General features: G+C 41.8%; 16 protein-coding genes. 3 read left to right on the top strand and 13 right to left on the bottom strand.

What is annotated here, in order from left to right:
- Positions 1 to 235 precede the first annotated feature (235 nt).
- The 12 genes from P8629_RS05565 to P8629_RS05510 form a co-directional block, all read right to left on the bottom strand.
- The gene (locus tag P8629_RS05565; protein WP_278165135.1) at positions 236 to 913 is read right to left on the bottom strand and encodes an MnmC family methyltransferase; all 678 of its coding nucleotides are present in this window, start codon (positions 911 to 913) and stop codon (positions 236 to 238) included.
- Positions 914 to 1,126: 213 nt separating this feature from the next.
- On the bottom strand, positions 1,127 to 1,702 hold the full coding sequence (locus P8629_RS05560; protein WP_278165134.1) for a hypothetical protein: 576 nt from the start codon (positions 1,700 to 1,702) through the stop codon (positions 1,127 to 1,129).
- A 169-nt stretch (positions 1,703 to 1,871) separates the two neighbouring features.
- Positions 1,872 to 2,081: a DUF3820 family protein gene (locus P8629_RS05555; RefSeq protein WP_278165133.1), complete on the bottom strand. Its 210-nt coding sequence runs from the start codon at positions 2,079 to 2,081 to the stop codon at positions 1,872 to 1,874.
- A 98-nt stretch (positions 2,082 to 2,179) separates the two neighbouring features.
- Positions 2,180 to 2,956 (bottom strand): putative bifunctional diguanylate cyclase/phosphodiesterase, encoded by a 777-nt coding sequence (locus P8629_RS05550; RefSeq protein WP_278165132.1) that lies wholly within the window; start codon positions 2,954 to 2,956, stop codon positions 2,180 to 2,182.
- Between the two features lie 33 nt (positions 2,957 to 2,989).
- Positions 2,990 to 4,405: a sensor domain-containing diguanylate cyclase gene (locus P8629_RS05545; protein ID WP_278165131.1), complete on the bottom strand. Its 1,416-nt coding sequence runs from the start codon at positions 4,403 to 4,405 to the stop codon at positions 2,990 to 2,992.
- A gap of 91 nt (positions 4,406 to 4,496) precedes the next feature.
- Entirely contained in the window at positions 4,497 to 4,733 is a 237-nt protein-coding gene (locus P8629_RS05540) for a DUF3820 family protein (protein WP_278165130.1), read from the bottom strand.
- A gap of 76 nt (positions 4,734 to 4,809) precedes the next feature.
- Positions 4,810 to 5,589, bottom strand: coding sequence for a hypothetical protein (locus tag P8629_RS05535; protein ID WP_278165129.1), 780 nt, complete (start codon positions 5,587 to 5,589; stop codon positions 4,810 to 4,812).
- Positions 5,582 to 6,100 carry a hypothetical protein gene (locus P8629_RS05530; protein WP_278165128.1) on the bottom strand — a complete coding sequence of 173 codons (519 nt, stop codon included), beginning with the start codon at positions 6,098 to 6,100 and terminating at the stop codon, positions 5,582 to 5,584. The genes P8629_RS05535 and P8629_RS05530 overlap by 8 nt, the downstream gene beginning before the upstream one ends.
- A 103-nt stretch (positions 6,101 to 6,203) precedes the next feature.
- On the bottom strand, positions 6,204 to 7,994 hold the full coding sequence (lpdA, locus tag P8629_RS05525) for a dihydrolipoyl dehydrogenase (RefSeq protein WP_278165127.1): 1,791 nt from the start codon (positions 7,992 to 7,994) through the stop codon (positions 6,204 to 6,206).
- Positions 7,995 to 8,006: 12 nt separating this feature from the next.
- Positions 8,007 to 9,338, bottom strand: a complete 1,332-nt coding sequence (aceF, locus tag P8629_RS05520) for a dihydrolipoyllysine-residue acetyltransferase (protein WP_278165126.1) — start codon at positions 9,336 to 9,338, stop codon at positions 8,007 to 8,009.
- Between the two features lie 117 nt (positions 9,339 to 9,455).
- A complete protein-coding gene (gene aceE / locus P8629_RS05515; RefSeq protein WP_278165125.1) occupies positions 9,456 to 12,116 on the bottom strand; it encodes a pyruvate dehydrogenase (acetyl-transferring), homodimeric type in 2,661 nt (886 codons plus the stop codon).
- Positions 12,117 to 12,545: 429 nt separating this feature from the next.
- The gene (locus tag P8629_RS05510) at positions 12,546 to 13,043 is read right to left on the bottom strand and encodes an RNA pyrophosphohydrolase (protein ID WP_278165124.1); all 498 of its coding nucleotides are present in this window, start codon (positions 13,041 to 13,043) and stop codon (positions 12,546 to 12,548) included.
- A 297-nt stretch (positions 13,044 to 13,340) separates the two neighbouring features.
- Between P8629_RS05510 and P8629_RS05505 the strand changes: the two genes are divergently transcribed.
- Positions 13,341 to 13,997 carry an HAD family hydrolase gene (locus P8629_RS05505; RefSeq protein WP_278165123.1) on the top strand — a complete coding sequence of 219 codons (657 nt, stop codon included), beginning with the start codon at positions 13,341 to 13,343 and terminating at the stop codon, positions 13,995 to 13,997.
- 68 nt (positions 13,998 to 14,065) lie between these two features.
- Here P8629_RS05505 and ffh read toward each other — a convergent pair whose 3' ends face one another.
- Positions 14,066 to 15,445 carry a signal recognition particle protein gene (ffh, locus tag P8629_RS05500; RefSeq protein WP_278165122.1) on the bottom strand — a complete coding sequence of 460 codons (1,380 nt, stop codon included), beginning with the start codon at positions 15,443 to 15,445 and terminating at the stop codon, positions 14,066 to 14,068.
- 214 nt (positions 15,446 to 15,659) lie between these two features.
- On the opposite strand from ffh, the gene P8629_RS05495 reads away from it, so the two are divergent.
- Together P8629_RS05495 and P8629_RS05490 are read left to right on the top strand one after the other, a co-directional pair.
- Positions 15,660 to 16,466, top strand: coding sequence for a cytochrome C assembly family protein (locus P8629_RS05495; protein WP_278165121.1), 807 nt, complete (start codon positions 15,660 to 15,662; stop codon positions 16,464 to 16,466).
- A gap of 102 nt (positions 16,467 to 16,568) precedes the next feature.
- On the top strand, positions 16,569 to 17,855 hold the full coding sequence (locus P8629_RS05490) for an HlyC/CorC family transporter (RefSeq protein WP_278165120.1): 1,287 nt from the start codon (positions 16,569 to 16,571) through the stop codon (positions 17,853 to 17,855).
- Positions 17,856 to 17,865 lie beyond the last annotated feature (10 nt).

Here is a 17,865-nt window from a genome sequence, read left to right as displayed (position 1 = left end):
AGCCATATTGCGTATGTCAACCATCCCTAAAAACGATACCTTTATCTTAGACAAAACTCAATAATTGTTTTAATAAGGCATTGTTTTCATTAATTTTATTAATACAAAAGCAATAAAAAAACCGCTGAACAAAATGCTAAGCGGGTTAATAAGAGGATTAGTGAGCGTTTTAAATTGACCAGGCCTGGTCGATTTTGTTTGGTTTTAATAAAACAATCTAACCTGATCCAATGATTTAAGGTTTTTTCGCAAGGAAAATAGTATGCCGGCTCCCTTTACCCGGTCTTGCTCTCACCATTTTGTTGCTCACTTTGAACCCAGCTTTTTTTAGTTGAGTAATGAACATTGAATCTGGCCCTGCAGACCACACCGCCAGCATCCCTTCAGGGCGTAAACTATTGTATAAGGCACTTAAACCTGCGCTTGAGTACAGCCAATTGTTCTCACTGTTCGTCATGCCTTCCGGTCCATTATCGACATCGAGCAAAATGGCATCAAAATCTGGCTTCTGTTGTTTGATTAATTCAGCAATATCGCCTAATCGTACATGGCTACGCTCATCTGCCAACGGCTTACCTGCACATTCCCCTAGCGGGCCCTGATTCCATTCAACCACTTCTGGAATAAGCTCTGCCACAGTCACCCTTGAGCTAGCCGTCACACACGCCAACGCGGTTGCCAAGGTATATCCCATCCCCAAACCGCCCACTAAAACGTCTGCACTCTCTTTGTTTTTAATATGCGCACAGCCAAGCTTAGCCAATTCCTGCTCGGAGTTATAAACCCGGCTATTCATTAATACCCCGCGCGCACCGGAAAGCTTTATAGAAAATTCATCTTCACGCTGTAATAAAACCAGCTCGCCGCCGTTGTTGGGAATCATCGCTGTCGCGAGTTTATTTAGTTGCTTCATATTATCTCGTAGAGGTTGTGTGTTTGATTGAGTTGCCGTGTGCTTTTTTAGAAAAATATTAGAAAAATATTAGAACAGAAAATAATCAAAAAGTATTTTAAAAAGAGAATAGTTTAGACTTTATCGCTTCAGGCGCAGAGTAAAAACCATGTTAAACCTACCAGGCCTGGCTGTTTTTTCTTTGGTTCAACTGTTCGCTAAGCCTTCTATTCATCAGCCAATCCATGACATCACGGTATCTAACAACCCCCTTTCTGATTTCGGCGCTATCTGTTTCATTCTAACCATAAGGCCTGTTTGGGTTCTTAATACCGTGTATACCGTGTCGGTTCTGATTTCTTTATACACAGAGCTGCCGTATGTCGTATCCACCAAAAAACTGAACGTATTAATTAATCCATCACTTTCCAATTGATAGGCTTGGTGTTTATGGTCGTTTTGTTTTTCGATGTCGTGATATCGACCTTCAAACCGATTCAAAATATACCTTGAATCCACGCCAAACACATTGGCCCAATACTCCATCTTAATGAAGCCAGCATCCATTCTCCATTGGTCACCATATATTTTATAGTCCCCCATTTTGAAACCATCAGGCTTATAAAGATGCGCGAGGTAAACATCCTTTTGATTGTCTACGGCATCAAAGGTAATCGTTGCAATAACTTTTTCTTCCGTTAATGACGAATAGGTCAACGCTAGTAAAACGGCCAAGATGGCATTTAACATCAAGCTGACAATTATCACGAAAACGGGTATTGCTAACACCCTACCAATTAACCGACGCATTGATTTCCTTCTTGTTTATTTAGTTTTTTCCCTAACTCACAATAATCATACTTGATAAAAATAGCTAATCAAAATAATCATTACCCGCATTCAGAGACAAAAAAGCCTGCATAAAGCGGGCTTTTTAGACTTTACTCTGACCCTTTAATTCCGTTTTCTAATTAAAAGCCTATTTTCTTAACGGATCAAGAAGGTGCTTTAAACCATTGTGATCTAACTCATGCATTAAAGCCAATAACTGCCCTAAATTACCAGATGGAAAGCCCTCACGCGCAAACCAATTAAGGTAATTTCCTGGCAAATCAGCAATAATTCGTCCCTTGTATTTGCCGTAAGGCATAGTGACTGTAACGAGTTTTTTTAAGTTCTCTGGATTCATAAGTTAACGTAGTGAGATAAACATATATTAAGTATTTGGACCTTGAGTATACAGATGCATCTTTCTGTAGGGTTTAAGGGTATCGAGCCCCTTTTCCCCTAGACACTATCTAGAAATTCTTTAACAGGAAGTGGTCGACTTTTCAAATACCCCTGGTAAAAATCGCATCCCTGTTTACTCAAAAACGCTTTCTGCGCTTGGGTTTCTACTCCTTCCGCTAATACTTTCAACTCCAGAGAATGTGCCATTGAGATAATGGCACGAATAATCGCACGATCATCTTTATCTGTTTCGATATCATCGACAAAGCTTTTATCAATTTTTAAAATATCGACAGAAAAACGTTTCAGGTAAGAAAGCGAGCTGTAACCGGTGCCAAAATCATCAATCGCAATACTAATCCCCTGATCCTGCAAAGCTTTGAATAAAGGTTGGATAACCCTATTACTCTCAATTAAAGTGCCCTCAGTCACTTCTAATTCTAACAAGCTTGAAGGAAATCCAGTTTGTTGTAAAGCCAATTGAATTTGGCTTTGTAAGTCATCCAAATATAACTGCTGCGCTGATACATTCACTGCCAGGCGTTTGATATTAAAGCCCTGATCAAGCCAAGTTTTCCCCTGAAGACAGGCTTCAAATAAAACCCACTTACCAATCTCTCGAATCAAACCGGTCTCTTCAGCTAATGGAATAAATACCGCAGGAGAAACAAGTCCTCTAGTTGGTGAATTCCATCGAATCAATGCCTCTGCCCCTACAAACTGATTTTCTTTAATACTAAATTGAGGCTGGTAATAGAGTTCGAACTCCTTATTTTGCAACGCTTGCTTCAACTCGGCTTCCAACTCTACCTTTTGCCGAGAAAATTCGGTCAATTCTGGACGATAAAAGTCAAAATTATTGCGACCTTACGATTTTGCATGATAAAGCGCAGCATCGGCATTTTGTAATAAACTTTCTGAAGTTGTGCCATCTTTAGGAAAAACGCAAACCCCAATACTCGCTGATAACTCCAAGTGCGTATCATCCAATATCCACGTTTGGTTAATTAAATTTAAAACCTCTATTGCTAGCTGCTCCGCCTCGATTTTTTTATCTAAAGGGGATAACCAAAAAGCAAACTCATCGCCTCCCAAGCGGGAAAGTGAATCATTTTTGTCTAGATACTCGCTTAATTTTTGAGATAGCTTTTTTAACAACGCATCGCCAGTCGAGTGTCCATAACTATCATTAATATTTTTAAAATAATCTAAATCGAGTAAAAACAGTGCAAAAGATTCACCCGTTTTTTGGCTTAGCAGAATTTGTTGCTGCAACTTTCTTACCATTGAAAACCGATTTGGTAAACGGGTTATCACATCGTAATCCGTTAAAAAATTGAGTTTTTTCTGAGACGCTTTCATTTGACTGAGATCACTGAATATCGCCACATAATTTAACACGCTGTTTTCAGAATCGACCACCCGATTAATGGTTAAGATTTCAGGATAAATTTCACCATTTTTACGTCGATTGTAAACTTCTCCTTGCCAGTAGCCATTGGCGCGAATGCTATCCCATATATTATGGTAATACTCACTGCCCTCTTGATCGTATTTGAGAAAGTTTGGGTCACGGCCTTCCACTTCAGATAAATGATAACCAGTGATGTCAGTAAACGCTTTATTGACGTTCAAAATCTGACACTGCTTATCCATAATCATAATGCCTTCCTGGGTTGCATCAAAAACCACTTTCGCCTGATTTAACTCCTGAATTTGTTCTTTTTCAGTGGATATGTCATTCCATGTCCCGATTACTTCGATCACTCTTCCTTTATGATCACAACTTACTTGCATTTCATCTCGAATATATCGGATATGACCTTGAGCATCATAAACTCGATATTCATGGGTCAAATGCGAATGTGCTTCAATGCCATCAAAGGTTTTTAGCGCTTTTGATCGATCTTCCGGATGAATTTGACTCTGCCACCAATCTTTATGCAAAGACTGATTAACCGAAAATCCCAACAAATTTTTGACATTACCGCTGACATATTTGGGAATAAAACCTTGATCAGTTTTCTTTAAAACATACAGTATGGCTGGGCTGGCATTGATGTAAGCATTTAATTGCATTTTCCAAGATCGGAGCAAAACATAAATCAACACAGTCGTCACTAATACAAAAACCAGCCCCTTATATTGTTGAGCCATAATCAAAAGATGTGGAGATTGGTAGAACAGGAATGAAACCAGCCAATCTGATCCCAAAATCCACAATACCGAGAATATAAAATAGACAAGAGCAAGATAGCTTGGGGAGAGATAAATTTTTTTCATAAGCTGTATTATGCCCCAAAGAACGCACTAAACATTTAAAAATAAGCTATCCGTTTAATACCTTACATCAAAAAATTAATTTGATTCAAGTCTAGCTTTTAAAAAACAATGCAGGAGCAATCCCAGCAATAAGAGTGAAATAGAGTTGTTTTATTTTTTGGATTAAATTAAGTATGAGAGCCAATAACTGCCCTAAATTACCCGATGAAAAGCCCTCTCGTGCAAACCAATTAAGGTAATTCCCTGGTAAATCAGCAATAACTCGACCCTTATATTTTCCATAAGGCATCGTGACCGTAACGAGTTTCTTTAAGTTCTCTAGATTCATAAGTTAAAGCATAAAAAAATCAATCGAGTCTGACCCTTTGATTGATTCTAAATTCTAAAATCTGTAAAGAAAACGGTCATTTATTCTCAATCTTTTCAAGAGGCACATCAATAACTTCACCAGTAATTTCTCGTTCCTTTTCTTGATTAGTATAACCATCGTTTTGGCCTACTTCTCCAACAGAATCAAAAGACTGATGAAGCATGGAGAACAAGCCCTCAATCTCTTTTTTATCTTTTTTATTTTTTAAAAATGCTAACTCAAGCTCGTGGGCACTCAGTTCATCTAAAGATGCTTGTATTTCATGCTCTCTGGCAAGTTTTTCTTGCTCTTTTTTCAATACATCTCTTTCCAACCTTTCAATATCATCACAAAGGTTTTGTAATCCTCTTTTTTTATCGTCAACGATTTTGGCAACTTCTTCACTATCAATTTTTTTTGAATATTCGAAGATTAAATTTTCAATTTCTCCGACCAGCTTTTCAAAAGTATGATTTCTATCTTTGTAAAGAAAAAGCAACTTATCTATGTCATCTTTTAATGCGTTAATCGTGAGAACGTTTGGTGCTAGTGATTTGTTTAAATTTTGTATTTTTCCTTCTAAATCGGAAATTTCATTTTTGAGCTGTAACACCATAGTTGCATAATCAGCTGTTCCCTTTTGAAAAGTAGAAATCAACTTTACTTTGGTTTTGTATTCAGCCACAGCTGCCGCTGCTACAACATTGCTATACTCTCTTTCTCTCTTAACAACATCTGCTGTATGTTCTTGTTCTCTCTTGGCAAGAGATTTATAAGCCTGAATTGAATCTTCAGTATCAACAGAACTCTGCTCTTGTGAGATAAGCTTATTCATCAGCATCTATCCCCCCAATCTTTTTCATCTTAAAATCCCTTTCAGATTTCAAGGTTTTAATCAAAGTTGCAACCTCATTACGCTCGCCTTCCTCCAACGAATCTTTTAATTTTTTTATAGTATGTTCTAGCTCCATAATAACTTTAGACTGCTCATCATTCTTTGCTTTTAATTCATTTGTTCCTTGTTCGAATTTTTCCTTCCATTTGGCGTCAACTTTTCTTTCTCTCCAAATAGCGAAAAGTAAAGAAATTATTAAAAGTCCACCTGACGCTAAGAGGATTTGAGTACTTTTCTGACCATCTTCTTCCAGATACTGTTGCTTCCCTTCACCTACTTGTTTATTTAACTCAGCTATTGTCTCAGCCTGATCAGACACTTTATCTTTGAGATCAGAAATTTGATCTTGTAACTGACTGATTTTAGTGTCTTTATCACTACTACAGCCTGAAAGAGTTACTAGCGAGTACAGTAAAAACACCAAAAACACTGATCTAAAATTTAAGAACATACGGACAACTCTCCACTTTGCTAAAAATTAAATATAAAAATTATGATTACCATAAAATCTATGGTATAAAAAAACCCGCACAAAGGCGGGTTTCATTTAGTACTCAGTGAGATTTTTTCTTTTTCGGTGGCATCAAGTCAGTGATTGTGCCTTCCGCCATCTCGGCTGCGAAACAAAGCGTTTCTGACAGCGTTGGATGCGGATGGATGGTGAGACCAATATCTTGCATGTCGGCACCCATCTCGATGGCAAGCATGGCTTCTGCCACCAGCTCACCGGCGTTAGGCCCGACAATACCACAACCGAGTAAACGATGCGTTTCTGCACAGAACAAGGCTTTGGTAAGCCCTTCATCTCGCCCTAAGCTTAAGCTACGACCCGAGGCGGCCCATGGGAAGGCGCCTTTTTCGTATTCAATGCCTTCGGCTTTAAGCTCGTCTTCGGTTTTACCGGCCCAAGCAACTTCTGGGTCGGTATACGCCACGGATGGAATGCCCATTGGTGTAAAGGCGCTTGGCATGCCGTTAATGACTTCAGCGGCCACTTTGCCTTCATGCACGGCTTTGTGTGCCAGCATCGGTTGACCGACAATGTCACCAATCGCATAAATGTGATCGACATTGGTTTTTTGACGTTCATCCACTTCGATGAAGCCCCAGTCATTCACTTCAACACCGGCTTTATCCGCATCAATCAACTGACCATTTGGCACACGACCGACCGCGACCAAGATTCGATCGAACGTATCGGTTTCCGGGCAGTCTTTACCTTCAAACGTTACCACCAAGCCTTCTTCTTTGGCTTCGACATTAGTAACTTTTGATTTCAGGTAGATGTTTTCGTATTTCTTTTTGATTCTTCTCAGCAATGGCTTAGAAATATCTTTATCCGCACCTGGAATGATGGTGTCACCCAGTTCCACCACGGTGATGTTTGATCCTAATGAATCATACACTTGCGCCATTTCCAGACCGATGATACCGCCACCGATCACCAACATGCGTTTTGGTACTTCTTCTAGTTCCAATGCATCGGTAGAATCCATTACACGTGGATCGTCATGTGGAATGAATGGCAACTTCACCACACGAGACCCAGCGGCAATGATGGCGTTTTCAAACGCGATGGTTTTGGTGCCACCGTCTGCCAAATCAACCGTAACTGTATTGGCTGAGCTGAATTTTCCGTACCCTTGAACCACTTCCACATTACGTGCTTTGGCAAGGCCAGATAAACCGCCGGTCAGTTTACCGATGACGGAATCTTTGAATGCACGCATTTTGTTGGTGTCGATTTTTGGCTCGGCGAATTCAATACCATGTGCGCCCATTTCACGGGTTTCGTTTAAAACCACCGACATGTGTAATAAGGCTTTAGACGGAATACAACCCACGTTCAAGCACACCCCACCGATAGACTCGTAACGTTCGATCATCACCACTTTTTTGCCTAGATCGGCGGCGCGGAATGCGGCGGTGTAGCCACCCGGGCCAGAGCCTAATACCAACACATCGCATTGCATATCGGCATCGGGCAAGTCTGCCGCAGAAACGGCTTGTGGTGCTGGTTTTTCATCTGTTTTTTTATCAGTTTTTTCAGAAGCGGGTTCTGATGCAACGCTTTCTTCAACGTTGGAAGAAACCGTTTCAACATCGGCAATTTCGATTTTACCGACAACCGAGCCTTCTTTAACTTTGTCGCCCACATCAATGTTCATTTCCACCACGCGACCTGCGTAAGGCGCAGGAATTTCCATGGTGGCTTTATCTGACTCTAGGGTTAACAAAGAGTCGTCTTGAATGACTTCTTCGCCAGCAGACACTAATACTTCAATGACATCGACTTCTGCGAAGTCACCGATATCTGGAATCAGGATGTCAACAATCTTACTCATACACTTCTCCGATTACAGAATCAATTGGCGTAGATCAGTTAAATACTGACCGACTGTGGTGGTAAAGCGAACGCCTTCCGCGCCATCGACCACACGGTGATCGTAAGACACACTGAACGGCATCACCAAACGTGGTTCGAATTCAGACCCGTTCCAGACCGGTTGCATTTTGGCTTTGGAAAGCCCCATAATGGCAACTTCTGGTGCGTTAACGATTGGAGTGAACTGAGTACCACCAATACCGCCGAGGCTGGAAATGGTGAAGGTGCCGCCGGACATATCTTTTGGCGATAACTTACCGTCGCGTGCTTTGCCTGAAATTTCCATCAATTCACGAGACAATTCATAAATGCCTTTTTTGTCGACATCGCGCAGAACCGGTACCACCAAACCATTTGGCGTATCGACCGCAACACCGATGTTATAGTAATGCTTCTTAATCAGAGACTGACCGTCTGGCGATAAAGAGCTGTTGAAACCTGGGAAATCTTGCAATGCTTTGACAACCGCTTTCATCACGAAGACCAACGGCGTTAATTTCACGCCTTCTTTTTCGGCTTTCGCTTTCATGCTCTTACGGAAGGCATCCATTTCGGTAATGTCGCATTCGTCAAACTGGGTGACATGCGGCACATTCAACCAACTTGTTTGTAGGAACTTACCAGAGATTTTCTTGATACGACCTAGTTCAACCGTTTCGGTTTCACCGAACTGGCTGAAGTCAATTTCAGGTACGGATGGAATGCCCATGCCGCCTTGTGCTTGACCTGCGCCCGCACCGCCTTGCATAACAGACTTAATAAGCGCTTCGATATCGGTTTGTTGGATACGACCTTTAGGGCCTGTTCCAGACACAGTACTGATGTCGACACCTAATTTACGTGCAAACGCTCTGGCAGAGGGAGACGCATGCGATGCGGCGCCCATAGATTGTGCATTGACAGGCTTGGTTAATGCTTGTGCTGTTGGAGATGGTGTGGCTGGAGCCGGAGCTGATTCTGCTGCCGGTGCACTCTTAGGGGATTCAGCTGCTTTTTGAGGCGCTGGTTTTTCAGCAGGTTTCTCTTCGGCTTTTTGCTCAGCCTTTTCAGGTGCAGCGGCTGCTTCAGACACTTCGATTTCAAAAACCGAGTCGCCTTCAGCAACGCTATCGCCCACTGAAACAGTGACTTTGGTAATTTTTCCGGCGAAAGGCGCTGGGATTTCCATCGTTGCTTTATCTGATTCTAATGTTAATAAAGAATCGTCAACAGCGACCTCATCTCCTTCGGCGACTAAAACTTCAATAACTTCTACTGAATCAAAATCGCCGATATCCGGGATATTAATTTGCTGTGTAGCCATTTCATTTAATTCCTTCTTAGTATTTAACTTGATTGGGTTTGAACAGATCAATCAAGCTAAATGTGAATTCTTTCGCTGCTATGCCTGATAACAGCGATATCTGGTTAGACGTTTCTATTAAGCATGTACGGGATAAGCTTTTTCGCTATCAATCCCGTATTTTTCAATTGCTTTCTGAACCACTTCTGGCTTGATGCTACCGGCATCGGCCAAGGCTTTCAAAGATTCCACTACAACGTAGTAGCGGTTCACTTCAAAGAACTTACGAAGTTGTTCACGCGTATCAGAACGCCCGAAACCGTCCGTTCCTAACACATAGAACTCACCCGGAACATATTCACGAATACGGTTTGGGTAATCGCGGATATAATCCGTTGCCGCAATAAAGGGACCTTTCGCTCCCTTTAATGTGGCTTCACAATAAGAAACTTTTGGCTTTTCAGTTGGGTGCATGGTATTCCAGCGTGTAGTTTCAATTCCATCACGACGTAATAAGTTGAAACTTGGTGCTGCCCAGATATCCGCGGCAACATCCCACTCGCTTTCCAACATTTCAGCGGCTGCAATCACTTCACGGAAAATCGTACCCGACCCCATCAACTGAACTTTGTTTTTATGTTTCGCTTTAGACTTCTTGAAAGAATAAAGACCTTTTAGAATGCCTTCTTCAGACCCTTCTGGCATCGCAGGGTGCGAGTAGTTTTCATTCATACATGTGATGTAGTAGTAAACGTCTTCTTTTTCATTGAACATACGTTTAATCCCATCACGAATGATGACGGCCATTTCATAAGCAAAGGTTGGATCATAAGACAAACAGTTTGGTACATGATCGAATTGAATCAAGTTGTGACCATCCTGATGCTGTAGCCCTTCCCCTTCTAGCGTGGTACGACCTGCCGTCCCCCCCATTAGGAAACCACGTGCACGAGAATCCCCTGCTGCCCAAGCCAAGTCACCAATACGCTGATAACCGAACATTGAGTAGTAGATATAGAAAGGTACCATGCTCACGCCATAATTTGCATAAGCGGTCGCCGCTGCGATCCAGTTAGACATGGCGCCGGCTTCGTTGATTCCTTCTTGGAAAACTTGACCGTTGGCTGATTCTTTGTACCACATCAGTTGGTCTGAATCCATTGGCTCATATAGCTGACCCGCTGGATCGTAGATACCAACTTGACGGAACAAGCCTTCCATACCGAAAGTACGTGCTTCATCTGGAATAATCGGAACACAACGTGGCCCAATTTTCTTGTCTCTTAACAAGATGGAAATGATACGAACAAACGCCATTGTGGTAGACATTTCACGATCTGCCGTGCCGTCTGTTAACATTTTGAAAACAGATAGGTCTGGAACCGGTAATGGCTCTGCGTTATCTTGACGACTTGGAAGATCTCCACCCAACGCTTCACGGTGTTCTTTCATGTATTTCAGAACATCGGAATCTTCGTCTGGACGGTGGAAAGGAATGTCTTTTTCCAACTCTTCATTTGAAATCGGTACTGAGAAACGATCACGAAAGTATTTCATCCCTTCCAAATCTAGTTTCTTCTGTTGGTGCGCCGTGTTTGCCGCTTCACCATACTGTCCCATACCATACCCTTTAACGGTTTTGGCTAGGATAACAGTCGGTTTACCTTTTGCTTCGGTCGCACGCTTATAAGCGTTATAAATCTTACGAGGTGAGTGACCACCACGTGTTAGACGGAAGATTTCATCATCCGTCATGTCTTTTACCAACTCAGCGGTTTCTGGGTATTTACCAAAGAAGTGTTCACGAACGAAGGCACCGTCTTTTGCTTTATAAGCCTGGTATTCACCATCAACGACTTCACCCATACGCTCGATCAGCTTACCGGTGACATCTTTTGATAGCAGACGATCCCAGCCTGAGCCCCAAATGACTTTGGTTACATTCCAACCGGCACCACGGAAAACCCCTTCCAGTTCTTGAATGATTTTGTCATTCCCTCGAACCGGGCCATCCAGACGTTGTAGGTTACAGTTGATTACGAAAATTAGGTTGTCTAGGTTTTCACGCTTGGCAAGCTGTAAAGCACCACGTGATTCTGGTTCATCCATTTCACCGTCACCCAAGAAGGCCCAAACTTTACGCCCTTGAGTTTCTGCTAAACCACGTGCTTGCATGTATTTCATGAAACGGGCTTGGTAGATAGCCATTAGTGGCCCTAAGCCCATTGAAACAGTCGGGAACTGCCAGTAATCTGACATCAACCAAGGGTGAGGATAAGACGATAGACCGTTGCCATCCACTTCTTGACGATAGTTTCTCAGTTGATCCGCTTCTAAACGACCTTCCATATAAGAGCGCGCATACATTCCAGGCGCGGTATGTCCTTGGAAGAAAACCATGTCAGCGCCTTGTTCATGCTTTGGCCCTTTGAAGAAATGGTTCATCCCAACTTCATATAGCGTACAACTGGAAGCATAAGATGCGATATGCCCACCAACACTGGTGTATTTGTTCGCTCTTGAAACCATTGCCATTGCGTTCCAACGTAACAATGCACGCATTTTGCGTTCAATGCCTACGTCACCCGGATAGTTTTCTTGTTCTTCTGGGGCAATGGTATTGATATAAGGCGTGTTTGCCGAATAAGGAATGTCGATACCATGGACACGTGCTTTTTCGATTAATGTGCCAATGATATGTTGAGCCTTGTCAGATCCTTCAAAGGAGACAACAGCTTCTAATGCGTCAATCCACTCTTGTGTTTCTTGTGGATCCTGATCAACGAACTTATCGTTCATAAAATTTAACCTCTTTGGTTGGTTCAAACCTGCTTCAGGGGCTGGGTTTTCCTAAAGCCATTCAGTAGAGCGTAGTTCTTACTTCTACCGCCAACAAAACCGTTTTGGTTTCCAGCTACTTAGTATTTCCAAAACGTATGAACATCTTGGAATGGCTTAAATAAGACAATGTATCAGCCATTTTAGTTCATTAAATGCGCAGGCATAATAACATTTTTTACCTATTTTGCATAACTAAGATGACTGCTTTTCCCAGCATTTTTGTACCAATCGAAGTTGTTTCAATCAAATGAAAACAGTTTGCCAAGAGAGTAATAGATGAATAGTAAAAAGTAACTTATTAAAACTTTGATGGATTTTAATAAGTTATCTTTCGTTTTTAAGAGGATATCAGCTCATTTAAATGAGGCAAGCGGGTTTTGTTAACAATTACCCGACGTATTCTTTTGTCCAGAATTGATGTAAATTCGATTCAAGCTCCGTTAGCGCTTGATGATAGACCGATTGCTTGAATTCAACGACATTTTGAACAGGCACCCAATAGTCCACCCAACTCCAGCCTTCAAATTCCGGCGTTTCATGAGTGTTCAAATTAATTTTATCATCATCACTCAACATACCTAGCAAGAACCAAATCTGTTTCTGACCGATACAGACAGGTTGACTATAATGTCGAATCAAGTGTTTTGGTAAGTCATAAGTGAGCCAGTCTTGAGTTCGCCCTAAGACCCTGACATCAGAGGGCTCTAGTCCAACTTCTTCTTTTAGCTCTCGAAAAACTGCTTGTTGAGGAGTTTCGTGTTCACGAACGCCCCCCTGAGGAAATTGCCAGGCATCTTGGTACAGGCGTTTTCCCCAAAAAAGCTTACCTTCCTTATTTACAATAATGATACCTACATTGGGGCGATACCCATCTGCATCAATCACACATAACCCTTTTATTCTTGTTATTCTTTATATTCAATACGTATAATTATTGCAAGAAAAGACCTTTTTTTTCAATCTCTTTTATCATTATTCGTGATTTTTTTCTAACCATAGCGCTCAAATACAAAGAAAGTGCGTCGCTTTTTTTCAAAACGCACATTATTCCTAAAGATGCCTTTTAAAATACCACGTTCAAATCACATCGCAAGACTATTTTCCGAACAGGCCGATATTCATCAGGTAAAATACCGCTCATTAAAAACAATTCAAACCTAATCAATTTTAAAAAGAATTCTTATGGCTTTAGCAATATTTGATCTCGACAATACATTAATCCATGGCGACAGTGATTACCTTTGGGGGAAATTCCTGGTCGAAAAAGGCGTCGTTGATGCGGATGTGTATGAAAAAACCAATGAACAGTTTTACACCGATTATAAAAACGGTTGTTTGGATATTTATAAATTCCAGCGCTTCTCTCTCGCGCCGCTCACACAACATGACATGAACACGTTAAATGCTTGGCATGACGAATTTATGCAAGACTATATCCGACCGATCTATCAAGATAAAGCACAAGCGCTGGTGGATGAGCATCGAGCAAAAGGCGATCAGTTACTGATTGTGACAGCGACAAATAGCTTTGTAACCCGCCCTATTGGTAATTTATATGGCATTACCGATCTCATCGGCACAGAACCGGAAATTGTTGATAACAGATTCACTGGTGAGGTTGCGGGCATTCCTTCTTTTCAGGAAGGAAAAGTCACCCGATTGAATGACTGGTTAACAGAACACAACCAAAGTTTGGAAGGCAGTTATTTTTATTCTGACTCGCGCAATGACATTCCGTTACTGGAGATTGTTGACCATCCTATCATTGTCGATGCGGATGAGCATTTGACCCAAGTGGCGAAAGAGCGCCAATGGCCTAGCTTGTCTTTCAGAGACTAGAAACAAAAAAACCACCAGGCCTGGTGGTTTTTTATTCATTTTCAACCGTTAAGACAAGTAATTAAAGCTTAACGCATACCTGGCGGTAACATGCCGCCCATGCCGGGTGGCATTTTTCCAGCCATGCCACGCATCATATTTTTCATACCGCCTTTCGAGACTTTTTTCATCATCTTCTGCATCTGAGTAAACTGCTTCATCAATTTATTGATGTCTTGTACGGATGTACCCGACCCATTTGCGATACGTTTTTTACGCGACCCTTTAATAATGGCAGGGTGCGCTTTTTCCTGACGCGTCATTGATTGGATAATCGCTTCTAAGCGTTTAAAATCTTTTTCAACGGCCTCGTTATTGATTTGACCTTTCATTTGACTCATGCCCGGCATTTTGCCCATTAAACCACCAACACCGCCCATGCTGTTGATTTGCTGAAGCTGCTCTAAGAAGTCATCCAAATCAAACTGACCGGATTTTTGGATTTTCTTCGCGAATTTCTGGGCTTTCTTTTGATCGATTTTGCTTTCTGCATCTTCAATCATACTCAGGACATCACCCATCCCCAAAATTCGACCGGCCATACGATCTGGATGGAAAGACTCTAAAGCGTCCGTTTTCTCACCCGCACCAATAAACTTGATGGGTTTACCGGTAATTTCACGAATCGAAAGCGCTGCACCGCCACGGGCATCCCCGTCGGTTTTAGTTAAAACCACACCGGTAAGCGGTAGAGCATCGTTAAACGCTTTTGCCGTATTGGCAGCATCCTGCCCTGTCATGGCATCGACCACAAACAAGGTTTCAATCGGCTTGATTGCGGTATGCAAACGCTGAACTTCTTGCATCATTTCTTCATCGACATGCAAACGCCCTGCTGTATCCAAAATCAATACATCAACAAATTGTTTCTTTGCTTCGGCATGGGCTTTTTTGGCGATATCAACAGGATCTTCATCCGCAGAAGAAGGATAAAAACTCACATCAACCTGTTCTGCCAAAGTTTCAAGCTGCTTGATTGCCGCTGGACGATAAACGTCCGCCGAAACCACCATGACTTTTTTCTTTTCGCGCTCTTTTAACCAACGTGCCAGCTTACCGACCGAGGTAGTTTTACCCGCCCCTTGTAACCCGGCAACCATAATAATGGCAGGCGGTTCCACATTAAAGTTCAAGGGCTCGGCTTCTTGCCCCATGATGTCTGTGAGCTGTTCACGAACGATTTTAATAAACGCTTGCCCAGGGTTTAAGCTGGTGGAAACTTCTTGACCAATCGCTCTTTCCTGAACCTTATCGATAAACGACTTAACAACAGGTAAAGCAACGTCTGCTTCCAATAATGCACGACGAACATCGCGCAAAGCGTCTTTAATATTAGATTCTGTTAAACGCCCTTGCCCGGTAATCGTTTTAAACGATTTGGCTAAACGATCCGATAAATTATCAAACATATTTCTTTTCCCTACACGAAACTTGCTGCAAAGTTGACTTACCATAAAGACAAACAAGTCAGTGCTTTATTTTTAATTTCGTTTCATTTAATGCTAATTTTCGATATTATACGGTTTTATGCGTTAAATATCTAAAAGAGCGTTAACTTCATAGACATTTAATAAGTTATCAAATGTCTCATGCTCTTTCTTTAAACCAATTGGAAGGATTAAGATGGTCATAAGCGCCCTGGTTGCCCTTTTTTCTAGCTTGCTGTATTTATTTGCCACTCACTTACTTTGGCAACGTTTTAAAACAGAAGAGTCCTCAGAACCCAACTTTAACCGTAAAAAATTACTCACTCTGGCTTTATTAGCCGCGATTGTTCACCTCTTTTCTTTTGCGGGTCACCTTTTTACAAAAGATTTGATTTTATTCAGTTTTGGAACCGGTTTATCGCTGATCAGTTGGGTTGCGGTCGTGACCTTACTCATTACTAACTTGAACAAAGCGACGGAAAATCTAGGGGTGTTTATTTTCCCCATTGCCGCATTGACGACCTTATTGCCTTTCGCGGGCGCCACGTTACAACCGTTACCGCTTGAACTGGGCAGCCATGTTTTGATTTCCATTACGGCCTACAGCATCATGGGATTAGCAGCAGCACAAGCGACCTTATACGCCATTCAAGAAAAACGATTTCAAAAGCGCCAACTCAGCATTATCTTTAAAAATTTACCCCCTCTGCAAATCATGGAAAAAACCCTGATTCAGCTGGTCATTATTGGGTTTATCTTTTTAAGCTTTGCCCTGATCAGCGGCGTATTTTTTATGGAAGACATTTTTGCCCAACATCTGGTGCATAAAACATTCTTCGCGATTTTGGCTTGGCTGACTTATGGTTTATTGATTTTTGGTCATTTCCGCTTCGGTTGGCGAGGGCAAAAAGCCGCTTATTACACTATCTGGGCTTACTTTCTATTAATCCTCAGCTATATCGGTACCGAAATCATCTTGTTATTCTTTATGCACAACGGCTAACAAACGATTAAACCGACCATAAATTCGATTTAAAAATGTCATAGCGATTCTATTCCAGAACCGCTATAATTTCCTTTCGATTAACTACCCAAAAGACCCATTTTGAATAGTCTGCCCATATCAGCCCTGTTTGGCATATTAGCCTTATTAATTATCCTTTCTGCTTTATTTTCCGGCACCGAAACCGGAATGATGGCTCTGAACAAATATCGTCTGAAACATAAAGTTAAAAAAGGTCACAAAGGGGCCATTAAAGCCCAAAAACTGCTTGAAACACCAGATCGCTTGCTCGGCGTGATTTTACTGGGCAATAACTTTGTCAATATTTTCGCGTCTTCTGTTGCGACGATTATCGCCATGCGCTTGATTGGGGAAGCCGGTATTGCTCTAGCAGCAGGGATACTGACAATGGTTATTCTGGTTTTTTCTGAAGTCGCACCTAAAACCTTGGCTGCTTTGCACCCAGAACGCATTGCTTATCCGGCTGCTTTCGTCTTAGAGCCGCTGCTAAAAATATTGTCGCCTATCGTCTGGTTAGTGAACTTTTTCGCCAACAACTTCTTACGCCTGTTTGGTGTCAAGGTTAAACGACATGATCCTGACAGCCACTCTCTGAGTCGTGAAGAACTACAAACGCTTATTAATGAGGCCACAGGACGTTTACCGAAACAATATCGAACCATGCTCAGTGGCATTATGCAATTGGAAAGCATTACGGTTGAGGATGTCATGATCCCTAAGCAGGATATTTATGGTATTGATGTTAACGAACCGATTGAAGAAATTGTCAAGCGTATCGTAAAGTCTCCTTTTACCCGCATCCCTGTGTATCGAGACAATTTAGATGAAGACATTTTAGGGGTTATCAATTTACGTAAAGCTCTACCGCTGTTGACGAAGCCGGACTTGTCTTTAAAAGACCTGATTAAGGCGACACGTCCAGGTTATTTCATTCCGGAAACGACGACACTGAACATTCAGTTGTCTCACTTCAACAAACACAAACGCCACATGGGGCTCATTGTGGACGAATACGGAAATCTACAAGGTCTTTTAACGCTAGAAGATTTGTTGGAAGAGATCGTTGGAAAATTCAGCACTGATACACGTGAAAAAGCCTTTACGCGAGTCCACATGCATGAAGACGGTTCCATTACCTTTGATGCCTCTGAGTTCATCCGTGATTTAAATAAAACTTACCATTTCGAGCTACCAACCGATGGTCCTAAGACACTGAATGGACTGATTCAAGAAGAACTTGAAACCTTACCGGAAGTGGGAACTTGTCTGCGTGTTGGCAACTATACACTTGAAGTAATCGAGACGTCTAAGCACGCCATCGAAAAAGTAAATTTAAACGAAATCGACCCGACACAACGGTTTCAATAAAAGGGAAAAT

Source organism: Hydrogenovibrio sp. 3SP14C1 (assembly GCF_029625905.1).
Taxonomy (GTDB): Bacteria; Pseudomonadota; Gammaproteobacteria; order Thiomicrospirales; family Thiomicrospiraceae; genus Hydrogenovibrio.
Note: the sequence above shows the minus strand (reverse complement) of the source record. Positions and strands in the feature narration are given on the sequence as shown.

What these genes read in the sequence shown, in the direction of transcription:
- aceF (WP_278165126.1), bottom strand. Translation starts at nt 9,338, where the DNA reads ATGGCTACACAGCAAATTAATATCCCGGATATCGGCGATTTTGATTCA.
- P8629_RS05495 (WP_278165121.1), top strand. Translation starts at nt 15,660, where the DNA reads ATGGTCATAAGCGCCCTGGTTGCCCTTTTTTCTAGCTTGCTGTATTTA.
- lpdA (WP_278165127.1), bottom strand. Translation starts at nt 7,994, where the DNA reads ATGAGTAAGATTGTTGACATCCTGATTCCAGATATCGGTGACTTCGCA.
- P8629_RS05505 (WP_278165123.1), top strand. Translation starts at nt 13,341, where the DNA reads ATGGCTTTAGCAATATTTGATCTCGACAATACATTAATCCATGGCGAC.
- P8629_RS05560 (WP_278165134.1), bottom strand. Translation starts at nt 1,702, where the DNA reads ATGCGTCGGTTAATTGGTAGGGTGTTAGCAATACCCGTTTTCGTGATA.
- ffh (WP_278165122.1), bottom strand. Translation starts at nt 15,445, where the DNA reads ATGTTTGATAATTTATCGGATCGTTTAGCCAAATCGTTTAAAACGATT.
- P8629_RS05565 (WP_278165135.1), bottom strand. Translation starts at nt 913, where the DNA reads ATGAAGCAACTAAATAAACTCGCGACAGCGATGATTCCCAACAACGGC.
- P8629_RS05555 (WP_278165133.1), bottom strand. Translation starts at nt 2,081, where the DNA reads ATGAATCCAGAGAACTTAAAAAAACTCGTTACAGTCACTATGCCTTAC.
- P8629_RS05535 (WP_278165129.1), bottom strand. Translation starts at nt 5,589, where the DNA reads ATGAATAAGCTTATCTCACAAGAGCAGAGTTCTGTTGATACTGAAGAT.
- aceE (WP_278165125.1), bottom strand. Translation starts at nt 12,116, where the DNA reads ATGAACGATAAGTTCGTTGATCAGGATCCACAAGAAACACAAGAGTGG.
- P8629_RS05540 (WP_278165130.1), bottom strand. Translation starts at nt 4,733, where the DNA reads ATGAATCTAGAGAACTTAAAGAAACTCGTTACGGTCACGATGCCTTAT.
- P8629_RS05530 (WP_278165128.1), bottom strand. Translation starts at nt 6,100, where the DNA reads ATGTTCTTAAATTTTAGATCAGTGTTTTTGGTGTTTTTACTGTACTCG.
- P8629_RS05545 (WP_278165131.1), bottom strand. Translation starts at nt 4,405, where the DNA reads ATGAAAAAAATTTATCTCTCCCCAAGCTATCTTGCTCTTGTCTATTTT.